The organism is Brevundimonas sp. 'scallop' (assembly GCF_011045535.1).
In the GTDB taxonomy this organism is placed as follows: Bacteria; Pseudomonadota; Alphaproteobacteria; order Caulobacterales; family Caulobacteraceae; genus Brevundimonas; species Brevundimonas vesicularis.
In genome coordinates this window covers 1,740,440-1,760,243 of sequence record NZ_CP039382.1, presented here as the reverse complement: position 1 = coordinate 1,760,243, position 19,804 = coordinate 1,740,440, and the positions used below count along the sequence as shown (strand labels likewise).

19 protein-coding genes are annotated in these 19,804 nt (G+C 66.1%); 1 reads left to right on the top strand and 18 read right to left on the bottom strand.

Annotated elements, in window-relative coordinates:
- Window positions 1-10: 10 nt before the first annotated feature.
- The 9 genes from dxr to dnaE form a co-directional block, all read right to left on the bottom strand.
- Window positions 11-1,207: a 1-deoxy-D-xylulose-5-phosphate reductoisomerase gene (gene dxr, locus E4341_RS08705; RefSeq protein WP_165116629.1), complete on the bottom strand. Its 1,197-nt coding sequence runs from the start codon at window positions 1,205-1,207 to the stop codon at window positions 11-13.
- A complete protein-coding gene (locus E4341_RS08700; protein WP_039247425.1) occupies window positions 1,204-2,022 on the bottom strand; it encodes a phosphatidate cytidylyltransferase in 819 nt (272 codons plus the stop codon). Before E4341_RS08700 ends, dxr begins: the two co-directional genes overlap by 4 nt.
- Window positions 2,022-2,714, bottom strand: a complete 693-nt coding sequence (gene uppS / locus E4341_RS08695; RefSeq protein ID WP_233156567.1) for a polyprenyl diphosphate synthase — start codon at window positions 2,712-2,714, stop codon at window positions 2,022-2,024. Before uppS ends, E4341_RS08700 begins: the two co-directional genes overlap by 1 nt.
- Before the next feature lie 118 nt (window positions 2,715-2,832).
- Complete coding sequence (frr, locus tag E4341_RS08690) at window positions 2,833-3,390, bottom strand: ribosome recycling factor (RefSeq protein WP_055809105.1); 558 nt, start codon at window positions 3,388-3,390, stop codon at window positions 2,833-2,835.
- A gap of 39 nt (window positions 3,391-3,429) precedes the next feature.
- A complete protein-coding gene (gene pyrH / locus E4341_RS08685; protein ID WP_045811327.1) occupies window positions 3,430-4,164 on the bottom strand; it encodes a UMP kinase in 735 nt (244 codons plus the stop codon).
- A gap of 127 nt (window positions 4,165-4,291) precedes the next feature.
- Complete coding sequence (gene tsf / locus E4341_RS08680; protein ID WP_055753506.1) at window positions 4,292-5,233, bottom strand: translation elongation factor Ts; 942 nt, start codon at window positions 5,231-5,233, stop codon at window positions 4,292-4,294.
- 111 nt (window positions 5,234-5,344) lie between these two features.
- A complete protein-coding gene (rpsB, locus tag E4341_RS08675) occupies window positions 5,345-6,208 on the bottom strand; it encodes a 30S ribosomal protein S2 (RefSeq protein ID WP_017503967.1) in 864 nt (287 codons plus the stop codon).
- 228 nt (window positions 6,209-6,436) lie between these two features.
- Window positions 6,437-7,033, bottom strand: coding sequence for a DUF4142 domain-containing protein (locus E4341_RS08670; RefSeq protein ID WP_055809100.1), 597 nt, complete (start codon window positions 7,031-7,033; stop codon window positions 6,437-6,439).
- Between the two features lie 87 nt (window positions 7,034-7,120).
- On the bottom strand, window positions 7,121-10,585 hold the full coding sequence (gene dnaE, locus E4341_RS08665) for a DNA polymerase III subunit alpha (protein ID WP_165116625.1): 3,465 nt from the start codon (window positions 10,583-10,585) through the stop codon (window positions 7,121-7,123).
- Window positions 10,586-10,969: 384 nt separating this feature from the next.
- Between dnaE and msrA the strand changes: the two genes are divergently transcribed.
- Complete coding sequence (gene msrA, locus E4341_RS08660; protein WP_165116623.1) at window positions 10,970-11,593, top strand: peptide-methionine (S)-S-oxide reductase MsrA; 624 nt, start codon at window positions 10,970-10,972, stop codon at window positions 11,591-11,593.
- 14 nt (window positions 11,594-11,607) lie between these two features.
- On the opposite strand, the gene E4341_RS08655 is transcribed toward msrA, so the two are convergent.
- From E4341_RS08655 to E4341_RS08615, 9 genes are all read right to left on the bottom strand, one after another.
- Window positions 11,608-12,312, bottom strand: coding sequence for an ABC transporter ATP-binding protein (locus E4341_RS08655; RefSeq protein ID WP_055809096.1), 705 nt, complete (start codon window positions 12,310-12,312; stop codon window positions 11,608-11,610).
- The gene (locus E4341_RS08650; RefSeq protein WP_082465008.1) at window positions 12,305-13,591 is read right to left on the bottom strand and encodes a lipoprotein-releasing ABC transporter permease subunit; all 1,287 of its coding nucleotides are present in this window, start codon (window positions 13,589-13,591) and stop codon (window positions 12,305-12,307) included. The genes E4341_RS08655 and E4341_RS08650 overlap by 8 nt, the downstream gene beginning before the upstream one ends.
- Window positions 13,588-14,904, bottom strand: a complete 1,317-nt coding sequence (gene proS / locus E4341_RS08645; RefSeq protein WP_165116621.1) for a proline--tRNA ligase — start codon at window positions 14,902-14,904, stop codon at window positions 13,588-13,590. Before proS ends, E4341_RS08650 begins: the two co-directional genes overlap by 4 nt.
- A gap of 77 nt (window positions 14,905-14,981) precedes the next feature.
- Complete coding sequence (locus E4341_RS08640) at window positions 14,982-15,248, bottom strand: DUF1467 family protein (RefSeq protein ID WP_055753501.1); 267 nt, start codon at window positions 15,246-15,248, stop codon at window positions 14,982-14,984.
- A gap of 9 nt (window positions 15,249-15,257) precedes the next feature.
- Entirely contained in the window at window positions 15,258-15,596 is a 339-nt protein-coding gene (locus E4341_RS08635) for a DUF3088 family protein (RefSeq protein ID WP_153922802.1), read from the bottom strand.
- A gap of 40 nt (window positions 15,597-15,636) precedes the next feature.
- Window positions 15,637-16,545 (bottom strand): hypothetical protein, encoded by a 909-nt coding sequence (locus tag E4341_RS08630; protein WP_165116619.1) that lies wholly within the window; start codon window positions 16,543-16,545, stop codon window positions 15,637-15,639.
- A gap of 56 nt (window positions 16,546-16,601) precedes the next feature.
- Complete coding sequence (locus E4341_RS08625) at window positions 16,602-18,275, bottom strand: ribonuclease J (RefSeq protein WP_055753498.1); 1,674 nt, start codon at window positions 18,273-18,275, stop codon at window positions 16,602-16,604.
- A complete protein-coding gene (locus E4341_RS08620) occupies window positions 18,276-19,055 on the bottom strand; it encodes a type III pantothenate kinase (RefSeq protein ID WP_165118657.1) in 780 nt (259 codons plus the stop codon). It lies immediately after the preceding gene.
- Window positions 19,052-19,801, bottom strand: a complete 750-nt coding sequence (locus E4341_RS08615) for a biotin--[acetyl-CoA-carboxylase] ligase (protein ID WP_165116617.1) — start codon at window positions 19,799-19,801, stop codon at window positions 19,052-19,054. Before E4341_RS08615 ends, E4341_RS08620 begins: the two co-directional genes overlap by 4 nt.
- Between the last annotated feature and the right edge of the window lie 3 nt (window positions 19,802-19,804).

The following is a 19,804-nucleotide window of genomic DNA, read 5'->3' as shown; positions in this document are numbered from 1 at the left end:
TGGCCTGCTGTCAGGCCGCATTCGCAAGGCCGGCGATGACGGTCTCGGCCATTCGACGCGTCTCGGCGTCGACCGAGAGGGCCGCGCCGCAGGCGTCTCCAGAACCGAAAGCCATCCCCGCTTTCGTCGCACGCTCAAGGGTTTCGGCGACGACTGCGGCAATATTGAGAAACGCCAGCTTGCGGTCAAGGAAGGCGAAGGCGGCGACCTCGTTGGCGGCGTTGAACACGGCGGGCGTCGCGCCGCCCGCCTTCAGGGCCTGACGCGCCAGATCGAGGGCGGGGAAGCGTGTCAGATCGGGCGCTTCGAACGTCAGCCGACCCAGCGCAGCCAGATCCAACTTGGGCGCCGGCCACGCGATCCGGTCCGGCCAGGCCAAGGCGCAGGCGATCGGCGTGCGCATATCCGGCGGTCCCATCTGGGCCAGCGTCGAACCATCCACATATTCCACAAGGCTGTGGATGATCGATTCGGGGTGCACCACGACGTCGATCCGATCCTGCGGCATATCGAACAGATAAGCCGCCTCGATCATCTCCAGGCCCTTGTTGGCCATGGTGGCGCTGTCGACTGAAATCTTGGCGCCCATGCTCCAGTTAGGGTGGGCGACGGCCTGTTCCGGCGTGATGGCGACCATCTGCTCGCGCGGCGTCTTGCGAAAAGGCCCGCCCGATGCGGTGAGGATCAGCTTGGCCACCCGCTCAGGCGCTTCGGCCGGAAACACCTGGAAGATGGCGGAGTGCTCGGAATCGACGGGGATCAAGCGCCCCCCTGCCCGCTTAACCCGCTCGATCAGGGCGGGGCCGCAGCAGACCAGGCTTTCCTTGTTGGCCAGCGCCAGGGTCGCGCCCGTTCCCGCCGCCGCCCAGGCGGACTTCAAACCCGCCGCTCCGACGATGGACGCCATGATCCAGTCGGCAGGTCGCGTCGCCGCCTCAACGACGGCGGCGTCGCCGGCGGCGGCAGCGACGTCCGTGCCGGACAAGGCGTCGCGCAGTTCATCCAATCGCGCCGGATCCGCCGTCACGGCCAGCTTGGGCCGCCAACGTTTGGCCTGCTCTGCCAGTTTGGCGATATTGGCGCCGCCCGTCAGGGCCTCAACCTCGAACGCGCCTGTGCCCGTCGCCTCGGCTTGAGCCATCAGGTCCAGCGTGGAAGCGCCGACCGATCCGGTCGCGCCAAGCACGGTGATGCGACGCCGGATCACGCCCCACGCTCCAGCATCAGGACGATCAGTCGGCCCGCCGCGACGACGACGACCGCGAACATCAAACCATCGACGCGGTCCAGCAGGCCGCCGTGGCCCGGAATGGTGTTCCCCGCATCCTTGACCCCGAACCGTCGCTTCAGCGCCGATTCCCACAGGTCGCCCGCCATGGTCGCCAAGGCCGCGGCAAAGCCCAGCACTGCCCCCCAGACGACGCTCAAGGCCCCCATATTGACCCAGGCCGTCATGACGGCGCCCGCAACCGCGCCGGCCGCAACGCCGCCGATGAACCCGGACCAGGTCTTGTTCGGCGAGAAGCGCGGCCACAGCTTGGGTCCGCCGAAGGTGGATCCCGCCAGATAGGCCACGATGTCGGCCGACCAGGCGACGGCGAAGACCAGCACGGTCCAGTGCAGCCCGATCAAGCTGTCGACGTCGCGCAGCCAGATCAGCAGGACCGAAGGCCAGCCGAGATAGAGTACGCCGTAGGCGGCATCCAGCGCCTCCTGCCCTCGGCTGCGGGCATAGACTCCGGCCGCGACCGCGCCGAACACCAGCATGATGAAGGCGACGGACATGGCCCCGAAATGGGCGCTGATCACCGCCGCCACGACGCCGAAGCTGACCGCGCCGCCCATGACGCGGCGCGCATGCGGCGCACTCATCGCCGCCCATTCGAACGCCAGGACGACGCTGGCCACAATCATCAGGGCCAGGAACCACACGCCGCCGCCCCACGTCGCAGCGACCGCGGCGGGCGCCAGCACGACGGCGGACGCAGCCCTGAGGGCGATATCCCTACCCTTGACCGCCATCAGGCCGTCGCGCGCTCAGGCGCGATCACGCGTCCGCCGAAACGGCGGTCGCGCTGACCAAAGGCCGAGATCGCCTCAGCCAAGGCCTTGGGGCCATAGTCGGGCCACAGAATGTCCTGGAACACGAGCTCGGCGTAGGCCGCCTCCCACAACAGGAAGTTCGACAGTCGCTGCTCGCCCGACGTGCGCACGATCAGGTCAAGCGGCGGCGAGCCTGCCGTGGCCAGCCCGGCTGTCAGTATCGCCTCGTTGAAAGGCTCGACCGTCTCGCCCGCCAGCACCCGCTCCATATGGCGACGCGCCGCGTCCACCAGATCCGCGCGACCGCCGTAGTTGAAGGCGACCTGCAACAGGAATCGGTCGTTATGGGCGGTCTGGGCCTCGGCCCGTTCGATGATGGCGGCGATATCGGCCGGCAGTCCCTGGCGTCGCCCCAGGATCTTCAGCCGGACGCCGGCCTTGGTCAGCCGGGCCAGATCGCTGGCGACGTAGGACCGCACCAGCCCCATCAGGTCCGACACCTCGTCCTCGGGCCGGCTCCAGTTTTCGGTCGAGAAGCCGAACACCGTCAGGCAATCGATGCCGAGATCCGGCGCCGCCTGGATCGTACGCTTCAGCGCCTGGACGCCCTCACGATGGCCTAGGGCTCGCGGCAGGCCGCGCGCCTTCGCCCAGCGTCCATTGCCGTCCATGATGATGGCGACGTGGCGCGGGCCGTCCTGACCCTGCTTGTCTGGGCTTTGGCCTGAAGGCGCGGCGCGGTCTGCCGTCATCTGTCGTGCGATCCCTTCCGGACCCAGCCGTTTCGCCTCAGACCTGCATGATCTCTTGTTCCTTGGTCTTCAAGGTCTCGTCGATGCGCTTGATGGCCGCGTCGGTGTCCTTCTGGACCTCGGTCTCCATCTTCTTTTGCTCGTCCTGGCTGATCTCGCCGGCCTTCTCGGCCTTCTTCAGGTCGTCGTTGGCGTCGCGGCGGACGTTGCGAACCGAGATTTTCTGCTGCTCGGCATATTTGCCGGCCAGCTTGACCAGGTCCTTACGGCGTTCCTCGGTCAGAGGCGGCACCGGAATGCGCAGGGTCTGGCCGTCCACGATCGGGTTCAGGCCCAGATTGGCGTTGCGGATCGCCTTTTCGACGGCGACCACCATGCCCTTGTCCCAGACGCTGACGCTGATCATGCGCGGCTCGGGCACGCTGATGGCGGCGACTGCGGTCAGGGGCGAGGCCGAGCCATAGGCTTCGACCCGCACGGGCTCCAGTAGACCGGCGTTGGCGCGGCCGGTGCGCAGACCGCTGAACTCTTCCTTCAGTGCGGCGACGGAGCGATCCATGCGGTCGCGATAGGTCTTGAGGTCAGGCTTTGCCATGGTCTTGGTCTCTCTTGTCTTTCCTGGTCAGGCGAACGTTCAGGCGACGTCCTGAATGACCGTGAACGTGCCTTCGCCGGTCAGGGTCCGGCGCAGCGAATTGTCTTCCCGAATAGAGAAGACCACGATCGGTATGCCCGTGTCGCGCATCATGGCGATGGCCGAGGCGTCCATGACGCGCAGATCCTTGGCCAGCACGTCCTGATAGGACAGCGTCTCATACCGCGTCGCGTCGGGATCCTTCTTCGGGTCGGCGGTATAGACCCCGTCCACACTGGTACCCTTCAGCAGCGCGTCGCAGCCCATTTCCGCCGCACGTAGCGCCGCGCCCGAGTCCGTGGTGAAGAACGGTGCGCCCACGCCGGCGGCGAAGATCACGACCCGCCCCTTTTCCAGATGACGCAGGGCGCGACGGCGGATGTAGGGTTCGGCGATGGCCGCCATCGGAATGGCGCTCTGCACGCGGGTCGAGACGCCGATCTTCTCCAGCGCCGACTGCATGGCCAAGGCGTTCATGATCGTCGCCAGCATGCCCATATAGTCGGCCTGGGCGCGCTCCATGCCGGCCGCCGCCTTGGACAGACCGCGGAAGATGTTGCCGCCGCCGATGACCAGGCAGATTTCGACGCCCTCGGCCGCGACGTCCGCGACGGCCTTGGCCACCGCATCGACGGTCTTCATGTCGACGCCGAACGACTGGTCGCCCATCAGCACCTCTCCCGACACCTTCAGCAGGACGCGTTTGTAGCGGAAGGTCGAGGGGGCGTCGGGCATGCGGGAAGGTCCGTTTGACTGCGGCGCCATTGAATCAGGCGGCTTCTTATAGACGAAAGGCGCGCCGGCCATCAAAGCCGAACGCGCCCTTCTGATACAAAACCCTCACGAATGAGGGGAATGTTTTTTAGTTGCCGCCCATCATGGAGGCGACTTCCGACGCGAAGTCGGGGCCTTCGACCTTCTCGACGCCTTCACCCAGCGCCAGACGGACGAAGCCGGCCAGGTGCAGGTTGGAGGAGCCCAGTTCCTTGGCCGAGTTGGCGACCAGTTGTTCGATGGTCACGTCCGGATCCATGACGAACGGCTGCTTGGACAGCACCACGTCCTTCTGGAACTTGTTGATCTGACCTTCCACGATCTTGGCGATCATGGCTTCCGGGCGACCTTCTTCCTTGGCCTTTTCGGTCAGAACGGTGCGTTCCTTCTCGATGGCGGCGGGGTCCAGGTCGTCGGTGTTCAGCGACAGCGGCGCGGTGGCGGCGACGTGCATGGCGATTTTGCGGCCCAGTTCGCGAAGCGCGGTCTTGTCGCCCTCGCCTTCCAGGGCGACCAGCACGCCGATACGGCCGACGCCCGGCGAAACCGCGTTGTGGACGTAGGTCGAAACGACGCCTTCCGACACCGACAGGCGGGCGGCGCGACGCAGTTGCATGTTCTCGCCGATGGTGGCGATCATGTTGGTCACTTCGTCCTGAACCGTCTTGCCGGCTTCCAGTTCGGCGCCGTGCAGGGCCTCGACAGAATGGTGCTCCAGACCCAGTTGGGCGAACGACTTGGCGGCGTTCTGGAACAGCTCGTTGCGGGCGACGAAGTCGGTTTCGGCGTTGAACTCGATGGCGGCGGCGACTTCGCCCTTGCCGTCTTCCTTCGACGCGACGGCGACCAGACCTTCAGCGGCGACGCGGTCGGCCTTCTTGGCGGCCTTCGACAGGCCCTTGGCGCGCAGCCAGTCGATCGCTGCTTCGATGTTGCCGTCGTTTTCGACCAGCGCCTTCTTGCAGTCCATCATGCCGACGCCCGAACGCTCGCGAAGCTCCTTCACGAGGGCGGCAGTGATCTCGGCCATGTTCTTCTCCTTGGGGGATTTCGTATGTGGGAACGGCCGGACTGATTTAGCCCGGCCGTGTGTCAGTTCGTCAGGCGGCGCTCAAGAACGCGAACGCCGCCCGGCGGGCGATCAGCCCTCGGCCTTCTCGGTTTCGGCAGCCGGCTCAGCAGCGGCTTCCAGTTCGGCAGCGGCGCCTTCCGTGCCAGCCGGCGCGGCTTCGGCTTCAGCCTTGGGTGCCGAGGCTTCACGCAGCATCGGCTCGACCGGAGCTTCCGAAGCGCCCAGGTCGATGCCCGAGGCCGAGGCGCCGGCGGCCAGGCCGTCCAGGACCGCGTCGGCGATCAGGTCGCAGTAGGTCTGGATGGCGCGGGCGGCGTCGTCGTTGCCGGGGACCGGATAGGTGATGCCGTCCGGGTCCGAGTTGGTGTCCAGGATGGCGATGATCGGGATGTTCAGCTTGCGGGCTTCCTGGATCGCGATCGCTTCCTTGTTGGTGTCGATCACGAACATGATATCCGGGATCGAACCCATGTCCTTGATGCCGCCCAGCGACAGCTCAAGCTTGTCCTTCTCGCGCTGCAGGTTCAGCAGCTCTTTCTTGACGCGGCCTTCGCCGCCGTTTTCCAGAATGCCTTCCAGCTCACGCAGACGAGCGATCGAGCCCGACACGGTGCGCCAGTTGGTCAGCGTGCCGCCGAGCCAACGGTTGTTCATGTAGTACTGGGCGCAGCGCTTGGCGGCTTCGGCGACCGGCTCTGCGGCCTGGCGCTTGGTGCCGACGAACAGAACGCGACCGCCCTTGGCGGCGACTTCGCGCACGGCCACCAGAGCCTGGTGGAACAGCGGCATCGTCTGCGACAGGTCGATGATGTGGATGTTCGAGCGCGAGCCGAAGATGTAGCGGTCCATCTTCGGGTTCCAGCGGTGCGTCTGGTGGCCGAAGTGGGCGCCTGCTTCAAGCAGGGTGCGCATCGAGAATTCAGGCAGAGCCATGATCGTTCAGTCCTTTTTCCGATCAAACGTGGCGCGGGGGATTAAAGGTCTGAAAGACCCTCGGAATGGTGCGGATCGGGATGTCTCCCCGAAGCGCGCCTCTCCCGCGTTGCGAAATGCGGGGGCCATGTAGGCCGGATGGGCCGCAATAGCAAGCGCAGCCCTGCAAATGCGGAAAAAGGCGGCCCCTTTCGGGACCGCCTTTGGTCAGCAACGCGACGGCTGCTTTTACTTCATCGCGTCCAGCAGGGTCCGGGCACGGTCGCGGTGTGCAGTGACGGGCGTCACAAGCTCGCGCGCTAGGGTGGCCAAGGCGGGCGCTTCGGTGTTGTCGGCAAAGCCGTTCAGCAGCGTCAGCGTCTCGTTGTGGGCGGCGACTTGTTGGTCCAGATAGACCTTGTCGAAGTCGTCCGGCGTCGCGGCGTTCAGATTGTCGATCAGGCCCTTGCGGCGTTCGTCCAACGTCGTGGGGATGGCGACGTTCGGCGCAGCGGTCGCCTGAGCGGCGGCCAGCTTCTCGCCGGCGGCGGTGTGATCCTTGGTGATCATGGCGGCCAGGGCCTTCACGTCCGCATTCTTGGACTTGGCGGCGGCGATCTTGGCGGCTTCCAGCTCATACATGTTGCCGGTGCCTAGGCCGGTGACGAAACCGTCGACGGTGTTGGCGCCCATGGTCATGGCCGAGGTCTGGCCCACGACGCCGGAGGTAGCGTCCTGAGTGGCGTTGACCGCTTCGCCGGTGTTCTGGGCGGCGCTGTCGCCACCCTGGTTACAGGCGGCGAGAAGGGCCAGCGAGGCGACGCTGGCGATGGCGAGATATTTCATTGGAACAGTCTCCCTATGGACTGACCAAACCCATCACGCGTCCGTGAGGTTCCGAAAAATCAAAAGCTTGACCATATCCGAGAGGGCTTAGGCGTCCTCCAGCATGACGACGCCCGGCGCCGACTTCAACGCCCCGCGCAAGGCGCCATCTAGGCGGTAGCGGCCGGGAATCTTGACCTCGACCTCGCGTCCTTGATCGAGGCCCGCGATCATCAGCGACACCTCTCCCCCCTTGCCGATCGCGCCCGATCGCGCGCGTTCCAGCCGCGCCTTCAGCGCCTCGGCGTCTGCACTGCGGGCCGAGACATGAATACGAAGGCCGATGTTGGCGTCGTCCAGCAGATTGTCCATTTGCGAGGCGTCGTCTCCGAAGAAGCGCACCTCCCCCTCCGACGACTTGGCGCGCACCCGCACCATCACCGATGCGCCGGGCTCCAGCACCTCGCGGCATTTGCGCAGTTGTTCGGGCGGGAACAGGCATTCGAACTCGCCGGTCGGATCTGAGAAGGTCACGAAGGCGAACTTCTCGCCCGTCCGCGCGCTGGCCCGCTCCTGCTTGCGACGCACGACGCCGGCCATCTGGAACGCCTCGTGGCCGGACTCAGCCAGCGGAATCGCTTCGGCGACGAAGGTGACGCGCTTGCGCTTCAGGGCTGAGGTCATCTCGTCCAGCGGGTGGCCCGACAGATAGAAGCCGACCGCCGACAGTTCGTGATCCAGCCGCTCCGGACCGACCCAGGGTTCGACGCTCTTCAGACGCGGCCGACCGGCATGGGCCTGGTCGCCGCCAAACAATGACACCTGAGACGAGGCGCGTTCGGCCGCCACGCTCTGGCAATAGGCCATCAGAACGTCGGCCTGTTCCAGCAACTGACGCCGGTTGGGGTGGATGCTGTCGAAGGCGCCGGCCTTGGCCAGACCTTCCAGCGCGCGCTTGTTGACGCTGCGCGGATCGACGCGCTCGAGGAAGTCGAAGATGTCGGCGAAGCGGCCGCCCGTCTCGCGCACCTCGATGACGTGTTTCATCGCCTCGAGACCCACGTTTCGGATCGCGCCCAGGGCGTAGAGCACCGCCCCCTTGTCGTCGTCCCAGGCCACGTCGAAGTCGGCCGACGAGCGATTGATGTCGGGCGCCAGGACCGGCACGTCGAACCGTTTGGCGTCCTGATAGAAGACCGCCAGCTTGTCGGTGTTCGACAAGTCCAGGCTCATGGAGGCCGCAAAGAACTCGACCGGCTGATTGGCCTTCAGCCAACCCGTCTGGAACGAAATCAGCGCATAGGCGGCGGCGTGGGACTTGTTGAAGCCGTATCCGGCGAATTTGGCGACCAGGTCGAAGATGGAGCCGGACTGGGTCTCCGGCACGGCCTTCTCGGCGGCGCCCTTGACGAAGCGGAGACGCTGGAAATCCATCTCCTCCTTCTTCTTCTTGCCCATGGCCCGACGAAGCAGGTCGGCCTCGCCCAGGCTGTAGCCCGCCAGGATCTGGGCGATCTTCATCACCTGTTCCTGGTAGATGATGACGCCGTAGGTCTCGGTCAGCACCTCTTTCAGGCTGGGGTGCAGGTAATCGACCTCGGCGCGCCCGAACTTACGGTCGATATAGGTGTCGATCATCTCCATCGGCCCCGGCCGATAAAGCGAAATGAGAGCGGTAATCTCTTCGATGGAGCCGCAGCGCATCTTGCGCAGGGTGTCGCGCATGCCCTGGGATTCCAGCTGAAACACCCCGACCGTCTGGCCAGAGGCCATCAGCTCATAGGTGCGCGCATCATCCAGCGGCAGGCTGTTCCAGTCCTTGGCTGCGCCGCGCCGTTCGAGATAGCCGCGCGCCCGATCAAGCACCGTCAGCGTCTTCAGGCCCAGGAAGTCGAACTTCACCAAGCCAGCCGGCTCGACCCATTTCATGTTGAACTGGGACGCCGGAATGGTGGAGCGCGGATCCTGATACAGTGGCACCAGTTCCGTCAGCGGCCGGTCGCCGATGACGATCCCCGCGGCGTGGGTCGAGGCGTTGCGGTATAGCCCCTCCAGTTCCAGCGCGGTCTCCAGCAGGGTGTTCACCGCCGGCTCGGCGTCGCGCGCCTCCTTCAGGCGCGGCTCGATGTCGATGGCCTGGGCCAGTGTGACGGGCGCGGCCGGGTTGTTCGGCACCATCTTGCAGAGCCGGTCGACCTGACCCAGCGGCATCTGCAGCACCCGGCCCACGTCGCGCAGCACGGCCCGCGCCTGCAAGGTGCCGAAGGTGATGATCTGGGCCACCCGGTCCTTGCCGTAGCGGTCCTGAACATAGTCGATCACCTCTTCGCGCCGCTCCTGGCAGAAGTCGATGTCGAAATCGGGCATGGAGACGCGTTCGGGGTTCAGGAACCGCTCGAACAGCAGGCCAAACCGCAGCGGGTCCAGATCGGTGATGGTCAGGGACCAGGCGACAAGCGAGCCGGCGCCGGAGCCGCGCCCCGGCCCCACGGGAATGCCGTGGGTCTTGGCCCATTTGATGAAGTCCGACACGATGAGGAAGTAGCCGGGGAAGCCCATCTGCTGGATGATCCCGACCTCCCATTCCAGGCGGGTCCAGTATTCCTCTTCGGGAACGGCCGGCGTGACCTCGGTCAGGCGGACCTTCAGCCCCTCGCGCGCCTGGTGGGCCAGTTCATCGGCCTCGGAGCGCCCGGCCCCGGTGTCGAAACGCGGCAGGATGGGCGCGTGAGTATTGACCAGGAAGGCGCAGCGACGCGCGATGTCGATGGTGTTGTCGCAGGCCTCGGGCAGGTCTGCGAACAGCTCGCGCATGACGGCGGCGGGCTTGAACCAGTGTTCGCCGGTGATGCGGCGGCGATCCTCCTGGCCGGTGAAGGCGCCATCGGCGATGCACAGCAGGGCGTCGTGGGACTTCGCCTGCGCCGCCTTGGCGTAATAGACGTCGTTGGTGGCGACCAGCGGCACGTCGTTGGCGTAGGCCCATTCGACCAGCCCCGGCTCGGCGCGCTTTTCGTCCTCCAGCCCGTGGCGTTGCAGCTCGACGTAGAAGCGGTCGCCGAACGCCGCCTTCATCGCCGCCAGAGCAGCGGCGCCTTCGGCCTTCTTGCCTTGGGCGAACAGCGGATCGACCGGGCCGTCCGGGCCTCCGGACAGCAGGATCAGGCCTTCGGAGCGGGCGACGACCTGCTCCCAGGCCACGCCCGGCTCGGCCATTTCTCCGGCGTCCAGATAGGCGGACGACGACAGGGCGCACAGGTTCAGCCACCCGGCTGTATCTTGGGCCAGCAGAACCACGGTCGGCACCTTGGCCCAGCGCGCGTTGATCTGGCCGCCGATCCCGAAGACCGGCAGGGCGCAGGCCACGATCGGTTGAACGCCCGCATCCTTCGCCGTCTGGCTGAACTCCAGCGCGCCGAACAGATTGGCCCTGTCCGCCACCCCGACCGCCGGCATTCCGGCGTCGGCCGCCAGCTTGCCGACCTTGGCCGCCTTGATCGCGCCTTCCAGCAGCGAATAGGCCGAGCGGACCCGCAGATGGACAAAACCCTGACTGTTCACCGGCTCGTTCACGCCTTCTTCGACCCTGGCCCGCTGACGAGCCCTACTCTACCGTGAGTCTCATATCGGGCGGCGCGCGGCCATCGCAAACCGGTCGCCCCACGGATCGGCTGTGGATCGCTGGCTTCGGACGGTCCTCGAAAAACACCGTCTAAAGTGTCTAATTCGTCTGATCTCAAGCGGTGACGCTGATCGCCACGGTCCAGACCATCCATACGAAACCGCCGCACGACGCCAGCGACAGCATATCCCTCATCAAACGTGGCATGACCTTGGCTCCGAGACATCCGATATGTTCTGCTAATGTTCTATGTTGGCGTTTTGTTCCGGTCAAGTCGTTCTCGGTGAAACCGTTTGGGCGTCGCCGTCGTAGTCACTGCAACAGGAGATGAGACCATGTCCCTTCGCACGACCGCCCTCGCCGCCGTTGCATCCTTGACCGTCGCTGCGCTGGCGATCGGCGCGCCGTTGGCCCGTCGGGCCGAGGCGCAGACGGCGTTTCAGACCGCGATCTTCGCCGGCGGCTGCTTCTGGTCCGAGGAGAAGGCCTTCGACGACTTGCAGGGGGTGCGCTCGGCCGTGTCCGGCTTCGTCGGCGGCCATACCGCCAACCCGACCTATGAGCAGGTGGTGCGCGGCGGCACCGGCCATATGGAGGCGGTGCAGGTGACCTTCGATCCGCGCGTCGTCAGCTATCGCACCTTGGTCGATCGCTACTGGCGCACCATCGACCCGACCGATCCTAATGGTCAATTCTGCGACCAGGGCCCGTCCTATCGATCCGCCGTCTTTGCAACAGCGGCCCAACGCGCGGACGCCGTCGCCTCGCGCGATGCGGCCATGCGGGTGCTGAGAAAGAGCTTCACGACGCCAGTCGTCGGCGCCCAGCGGTTCTGGCCAGCCGGCGAGGAGCATCAGAACTACGCCAAGCGCCACGCCGCCAGCTATCAAGCCTACCGGATCGGATGCCGCCGCCCCGAACGCCTTCGAGCGATCTGGGGCGACGCCGCCGTCAGCTGATCGATAGGCGTGGCTCAGTAGGCGTGGCTCTGGGCCTCGCGCTGTTCCAGATGACCGTCCTTCAGGGCGAAGACGCGGTCCATATGGCCGGCCAACTCCATATTGTGGGTGGCGATCAGGGCGGCGACGCCCGTGGTCTTGGCCAGGTCGCGCAGGGATTCGAACACGGATTGGCTGGTGGTCGGATCCAGATTGCCGGTCGGCTCGTCGGCCAGCAGCAGGCGCGGGCCGTTGGCGAGCGCGCGGCCGATCGCGACACGCTGCTGTTCGCCGCCAGACAGTTGCGCCGGCTGGTGCGTCAGGCGTTCGCCCAGCCCCAGGGCCGTCAGCGTGACCTCGGCGCGTTTGCGCGCCTCGTCCTGGGCCACCCCGGCGATCCGCATCGGCAGGGCGACATTGTCGCGCGCATCGAACTCGGGCAGCAGGTGGTGAAACTGATAGACGAAGCCGATCCGGCCCAGGCGCAGACGCGTGCGGGCGCGCTCGTCCAGATCGCCGACCTGTTCGCCGTCGATGGCGACCGTGCCGCTGGTGGGCTTCTCCAACAGGCCGGCGGCGTGTAGCAGCGACGACTTGCCCGAGCCCGACGGCCCGATCAGCCCGACCAGTTCGCCCGGATAGACGTCCAGATCCACGCCCTTCAGCACGGTCAGGCCGCCTTGGGCGGTGTCGTAGGTGCGGGTCAGGCCGCGCACCGAAAGGATGGGAGCCTTACTCATAGCGCAGCGCCTCCACGGGATCGATGCGAGACGCGTTCCAGGACGGCGGCAGGCTGGCGATACAGCTCATCAACAGGGACCAGAAGGCCACCCAGGTCACGTCCACCGGATCGACCAAGGCCGGGATGGCGTCCAGCATATAGACGTCGGAATCGAACAGCTTGGTCTGCAGCACGAACTCCAGGAAATGCTGGATCGAGCCGATGTTCCAGCAGAACAGAAGACCCAGGATCAGGCCCGCGATGGTGCCCGCCACCCCGATCATGGCGCCGGCCATGAAGAAGACGCGCAGGATCGCCGAGGGGCTGGCGCCGATGGTGCGCAGGATGGCGATGTCGCGACCCTTGTTCTTCACCAGCATGACGATGCCGGAGATGATGTTCATGGCGGCGATGGCGACGACGAGGCCTAGGATGATGCTCATGGCCACGCGTTCGACCTTCAGCGCGCCATAGAAGGCAGCGAGGCGCTCGCGCCAGTCGCTGACGACCGAGCCGGGACCGGCCGCGTCGCGGATGGCGGCGGTCAGGGCGCCGACCTGATCGGGATCATCGACCTTGATTTCGATCGCGTCCCAGACCCCTTCCTTGCCGAAGAAGAGCTGCTGCTGCTCCAGCGGCATGAAGATGAAGGCGCGGTCATAGTCGGCGGCGCCCGAGCGGAACAGGCCGCCGACGAAATAGGTCTTCTCAAGTCCGCCGAGATTGCCGAAGGCGCTGTCGGCCCCGGTCGGTGAATACAGGGTCACGGGATCGCCGACGCGCAGGCCCATGGAATTGGCCAGGGCCGCGCCGACCAGAATGCGGTCGCCGCCATAGGGCCCCTTGCCGAAGCTGGCGCGCTCCTGCGGGCTTAAGCTGTCGAAGACATACTGGGTCTTGGCCAAATCCTCAGGGCGGATGCCCTTGGCGATGGCGCCGGTCGTATAGCTGCCGACGCGGATCAGGCTTTGCGCCTCATTCAGCGGACTGGCGCTGGCGACGCCTGGCACGGCCTGGATGCGTTTCAGCGCGGCTTCGCGATCCGGCGAGGTCAGGACCTGACCCTGCACATACATGTGGCCGTTGAACGCAAGCATGCGGCCCAGCAGTTCGCTGCGGAAGCCGGACATGATGCTCATCACGCTGATCAGGACGGCGACGGCCAGCATGATGCCGATGAAGCTGATGACGGCGATGGTGGCGACGCCGCCTTCCTTGCGCTTGGCGCGCAGGTAGCGCAGGGCCAGGCCGATCTCCCACGAGGAGAAGGCGCCGGACGGACGAGACGGCAGGCTCAAGCGGTCAGCCTTTCGATAGCGTCGGCGAGCGGCACGGACACCTTCTCGCCGGTGGCGCGGCGTTTCAGTTCGACCACGCCGTCCGCCAGCCCCTTCGGACCGATGGTCAGCTGCCACGGCACGCCGATCAGGTCAGCGGTGGCGAACTTGCCGCCGGGACGTTCGTCGGTGTCGTCGTACAGGACGTCCTTGCCGAGCTTTTCAAGCTGGGCCACCGCGTCCTCGCAGGCGGCCGAGACAGCCTCATCGTTGGCGCGCAGATTGATCACGACCACGTCGAACGGCGCGACCGCATCGGGCCAGATGATGCCGCCGGCGTCGTGGCTCGCTTCGATGATGGCCCCCAGCAGGCGCGACACGCCGACGCCATAGCTGCCCATGTGGACCTCGGCGTCCTGCCCGTCAGGCCCGGCGACCTTGGCCTTCATCGGGGCGGAGTATTTCGTGCCGAAGTAGAAGATGTGGCCGACCTCGATGCCGCGCGCCGACAGGCGGTCGCCCTCGGCGGTCTTGGCCTCGAACTGCGACGGATCGTGCATCTCTTCGGTGGCGGCGTAGAGGGCGGTGCGTTCATCGAAGACGGCCTGGACGGCTTCGGGGGTGAAGTCGTCGCCGGGCGCGGGCATCTCGACCAGCTTGCGGTCGCAGAAGACCTCGCTCTCGCCGGTTTCGGCCAGGACGATGAACTCGTGGCTCAGATCGCCGCCGATGGGGCCGGTGTCGGCGCGCATCGGCACGGCCTTCAGGCCCATACGGGCGAAGGTGTTCAGATAGGCGACGAACATGCGGTTGTAGGCGACGCGGGCCGCGGCCTCGTCCACGTCGAAGGAATAGGCGTCCTTCATCAGGAACTCGCGCCCCCGCATCACGCCAAAGCGCGGACGGCGCTCGTCGCGGAACTTCCACTGGATGTGAAACAGGTTCAGCGGCAGCGACTTGTAGGACTTCACATAGGCCCGGAAGATGTCGGTGATCATCTCCTCGTTGGTCGGTCCGTATAGCAGCTCACGTTCGTGACGGTCGGTGATGCGCAGCATCTCGGGGCCGTAGGCGTCATAGCGGCCGCTCTCGCGCCACAGGTCGGCCAGTTGCAACGTCGGCATCAGCAGTTCGACGGCCCCTGCCCGCATCTGCTCCTCGCGCACGATCTGCTCGATCTTGCGCAGCACCTTCAGACCCAGCGGCAGCCAGGCGTAGATGCCGGCGGCCTCCTGCTTGATCATGCCGGCGCGCAGCATCAGCTGGTGCGAGACGATCTGGGCGTCCGAAGGAGCTTCCTTCAGCGTGGGCAGGAAAAAGCGCGACAGGCGCATGGTCGGGAATCCTAGGCGTAGAGACGGAACAAGGCTTTAGCCGCTCGGACGGGGCGAAAGCTAGGCCGATGCGTCGTTTAGACGGCCGGGCCGCTGGCGAAGTTCGGCAGGGGCAGCCAGCCCGTGAAGATCAGCACCATCACGAACACCCAGACCAAAGCCGAGACCCAGGTGGTCGTCAGGAACTTCTTCTTCAGATTGGGCGTCTTGGGCGCGCCCCATTGTGAGCCGTCGGTCGGCGGCTCGTGCGTCTCGCTGGCCGTGCCCAGCGGCAGCACGGCGAACAGCACTGTCCACCAGGCAATGATGTAGATGCCGACCATGGTGAAGACGCCGATGGGCATGACGGACCTCTAGGGATGGGGCCGGCCGACGCCGTAGCGGGCCGCCAGATAGGGAGCGATGGCGTGATCCTGGAGGAAGCGCCGGCCGGTCGTTTCGCTGACCTCGGCCTCGGGCCAATCCAGCTCGCCGTCCAGGATCAGGATGGGGCAGCTTTGATGGGCCTCGCCGACCTGGTCGATGACCGGCTGGCGCGGGCGCGGATGGTCCAGATAGACGACGTCGAGCGCATCGCGAAGCTGAGGATAGAAGGCCAGAACGCCCTCGATATAGGCCCCGGGCGGGCAGAACCACGGCCCGCCCTGGTCGTCGTGCCAGTCGGGGTTCAACAGGAAGAGTCGCTCGGTCATCGGCGTGGATATATCCGAGTTGAGGCCGTCGGCGCGACCGCTATTCGCACGATGCGCCAAACCCCGGCGCCCGTAACGCCAGAAGGATCGAAGAGCGCGCGTGCTGCGTGATCGCCCCGGCGCCTTGCAGCACGCAGCCGACCGCCGTGTTCGAGTTGGGCGCCAGAAGGCCGTAGGTCAGACCCTCCTGCGCCAGGCGAGCCTGGGCGCCCTTCAACGTTTCGACGGCCGTCGCGACGCGCGCCGGCTCATTGGTGATGCGCGTCATCTCGTGCAGCGCCTCGCCCGAACTGGGGAAGTCATAGGCGTTCGGATCGAACGGCGCGATCTCGGCCGATAGGCGTTCGGGATGAATGTCGATGCCGAACTTGGCGTTCTGACTGGCGGAGAAGGCGATGGCCGGCCCGCTCTCAGGCACGACGAGAATATAGGCATGGCGCGGAAACAGCAGATATTGCGCCATGAACTTGGTCACTGGCACCAAAGGCATCCCGTCCGGTCCCAAAGCGTGGGCGCCGACATAGACGCCCGACGGCACGCTGCGCGCATCGATCCGGCCATTCAGCTTCAGGATAAGATCGACCATGACGTGGTCGAGCAGAAAGACGCCGTCCTCCGCCTCGCGCTCCAGATAGGCATGGATGGCGGCGGTGTCGGGCGCTGGACCCAGATCGCGACCATAGACGCTCGGAAAGGCGGTCGGCGACATCGGCTGGCCGTCGGGCGGGCTGAACCACAGCACGCGCAGTTCGTGAACCGTACGCGCCAGGGGGTCTTCGCCCCGGAACGTCGACAGGCTGAGCACCAGATTGATGACGGCGAACAGGACGACGAAGCCGACCAGCCCCTGCCCCGAAATCACCGCCCACCGCCGCCAACCGCGCAGCGGATGACGGGCGTGCCGAATCCGCTCCAGCAGGCGGCGCGCACGGGCAGGCTTTTTCGACATGCGTTTCCCCGACCGTTCAGGCGCACGACCAATGCGCCCGAACGGTCAAGGTTGCATCAGACGCGCAGGACGACCGTCTCGACGATGGGACGACGATCCCAGATCTGTTGGCTGGCCTTTTTCAGCACGCGGGCGACGGCCTGTTCGATGACCATTTCATCGTCCAGAGCATCGCCCTTCAGGCCCTTGACCACCTGTTCGACGCGCTCGGCCAGCTTGTCCAGCGCATCGCCGAGCGGCGTGGCGGTATCGCCGGGCAGGCCGACGCTGCGGATGTCGATGTCGCTGGCGATGCGACCGCGCTTGTCCAAAGCAAAGCTGACGATCAGCACGCCGTTGGTCGAGGCGTGACGACGTTCCTTCAAGGCCTCGCCCTGCTCGGTCACCAGCATGCCGCCGTCGACATAGAGGCGGCCGTTCGGCACCTCGTCGATGATCTTGGCCGGGCCAGGGGCCAGGCGGACCATGTCGCCGTTGCGCGGCGTCACCGTTTCGGGAACGCCCATGTCCTTGGCCAGATTGGCGTGTTCCAAGAGGAAGCGACGCACGCCGTGGGTCGGCACCGCGATCTGCGGCCGGGCCCATTCGTACATCTGCTTCAGCTCGTCACGGCAGGGGTGGCCCGAGACGTGGATGCCGGGGTGATCCTTCTCGGTGTAGAGACGCACACCGCGATCCGCGAGGCGGTCCTGCAGATTGCCGATCGCCAGTTCGTTGCCCGGGATCTGGCGCGACGAGAAGATGCAGTGGTCGCCCAGACCCAGTTTCACGACCGGGTGGGTGCCGTCAGCGACGCGCGACAGGGCCGCCCTCGCTTCACCCTGACTGCCGGTGCACAGATACAGGATCTGATCGGCGGGCCAGACGCGGGCCTCCTCGTCCGACAGGAAGGGCTTCACGTCCTTCAGCATGCCGACGTGTTTGGCCGCCGCCGTGATCCGGTGCATCGAACGGCCGGCCAGGGCCACGCGACGCCCGCAGGCCTCGGCCGCGCGGATCACGCTGTCCATCCGGGCGACGTTGGAGGCGAAGCAGCCGACCGCAACACGCCCCTTCAGGCTGGCGATCAGCTTGGAGATGGCGACGGCGACATCGCCTTCGGACCCAGCGACGCCCGGCACGAAGACATTGGTCGAATCACAGACCATGGCCAGCACGCCTTCGTCGCCCAGGGCGCGGATGACGGGGGCGTCGGTCTTGGTCCCGATCACCGGCTGGTCGTCGATCTTCCAGTCGCCGGTGTGGAACACCATTCCCAGCGGCGTATCGATGGCCAGGCCGCTGGGCTCGGCGATCGAGTGGGTCATGTTGACGAAGGTCACGCCGAAGGTGCCGATGTCCACGGTCCCGCCCAGCGGCACCTCGATCAGTTCGACCTCGTCCAGAATGCCGCGCTCGCGCAGCTTGTCGCGGATCAGATAGGCGGTGAAGGGCGTGGCGTAGATCGGCGCCTTGATGCGCGGCCACAGCCAGCCCAGGGCGCCGATGTGATCTTCGTGCGCGTGGGTCAGCACGATGCCCTTGATATTCTCACCCTCCAGGAAGGTGGGATCGGGCACGATCACATCCACGCCGGGCGTAGACAGGTCGCCGAAGGTGACGCCGACATCGACGATCAGCCATTCACGGTTCGCCTCTGGGCCGAAGCCATAGGCGTTCAGGTTCATACCGACCTCGTCCGAGCCGCCCAGCGGCAGGAAAACGAGTTCGTCTTGGGTTTGCTTTTTCATTCAATCAGTCAAATGGGCGTTACGACGCCAGATTTCGAGGAGGCCGCGAATAGTCAGGTCGGGATCGAAGTGATCGATGCTGTCGGTCGCGCCTTCGAACAGGCTGGCGACCCCGCCGGTGCCGACGACGGTCATGGGCTTGCCCCACTCCGCCTTGATGCGCTCGACCAAGCCTTCGATCAACGAGATATAGCCCCAGAAGACGCCGGACTGCATGGCCTCGACCGTGCCCTTGCCGATGACGTTCTCGGGTTTCTGAATGGCGATGCGCGGCAGTTTGGCCGCCGCCTCGTGCAGCGCCTGAAGCGACAGATTGATGCCGGGCGCGATCAGACCGCCCTCGAAGGCGCCGTCGCCCGAGACGATGTCGAAGGTCGTCGCCGTGCCGCTGTCGATCAGCAGAAGGTCGCCGGGATACGTCAGCGAGGCCCCGACCGCATTCACCAGACGGTCGGCGCCCGCCTCGCTGGGCTTGGCGATCCGCACCTCGATGCCCAGTTCGGCGTTCTCGCCGATGACCAGCGGTTCGATGTTCAAATAGCGCCGCGCCAGGTTGCGCAGGTTGAAGATCGACTGCGGCACAACGCTGGAGATGATGCATCCGCCGAGGGCGTCGAACTTCAGCCCCTTCATCACCATCAGCTGGTTCAGCCAGACGGCGTATTCGTCGGCCGTGCGACTGGCCTCGGTCGCGGCCCGCCATTGGGCGATCCAGTCGGCGCCGTCATGGACGGCGAACAGCGTGTTGGTGTTGCCCTGCTCGATGGCGAGAAGCATCAGGCGGCTTTCCCGAAGAAGACATCGCCCGCAGAAATCAAACGCACGGAGCCGTCGGTCAGACGCAGACGCAGGGCGCCATCCGGCTCCACGCCCTCGGCCTGTCCCTCGATCGTCTCGTTATCTAGTCGCGCGACGCACGGTCCGTTGAGGCCCGTCAGGCGGCTGGTCCAGGCGTCCAGCACGGGCTCGAAGCCCATCGTCTGCCAACGCCCCCACCAGACGGCGAAGGTCTCGGCCAGGATTTCGGCAGCGGCCTCGATCGGCGGGACATAGGCCAGGTCGGCGCGCAGACGCTCGGCAACCGAGGTCGCCCCCCGTTCGGTGCCCTCGGGCGCATGGGCGAGGTTCACGCCGATGCCGACCGCCAGCCAGAGGTCGCCGTTCGCATGCCGGCCGGATTCGACCAGGATGCCCGAAACCTTGACCCCGTCCAGCAGGACGTCGTTGGGCCATTTGATCGAAACGAGCGCGGGCGAAACGAAGACGTCCAGCAGGTCTGCGACGGCCAGGGCCGCGATGAAGGTGGCCTGGGCCGCCTCGGCCGCCGACTTGGGCGTGGTGATCAGAAGGGTGGCGGCCAGATTGCCCTGATCGGTGTCCCACTTGCGACCCCGCCGACCGCGACCGGCGGTCTGGCGGCGCGCCACAATCCAGCGCGGGCCCGCCTCTCCGGCCTCGGCGAGGCGGCGCGCCTCGGCGTTGGTCGAGTCGATCTCGTCGAGGATGACCAGTGGGACGGGCGCCAACGC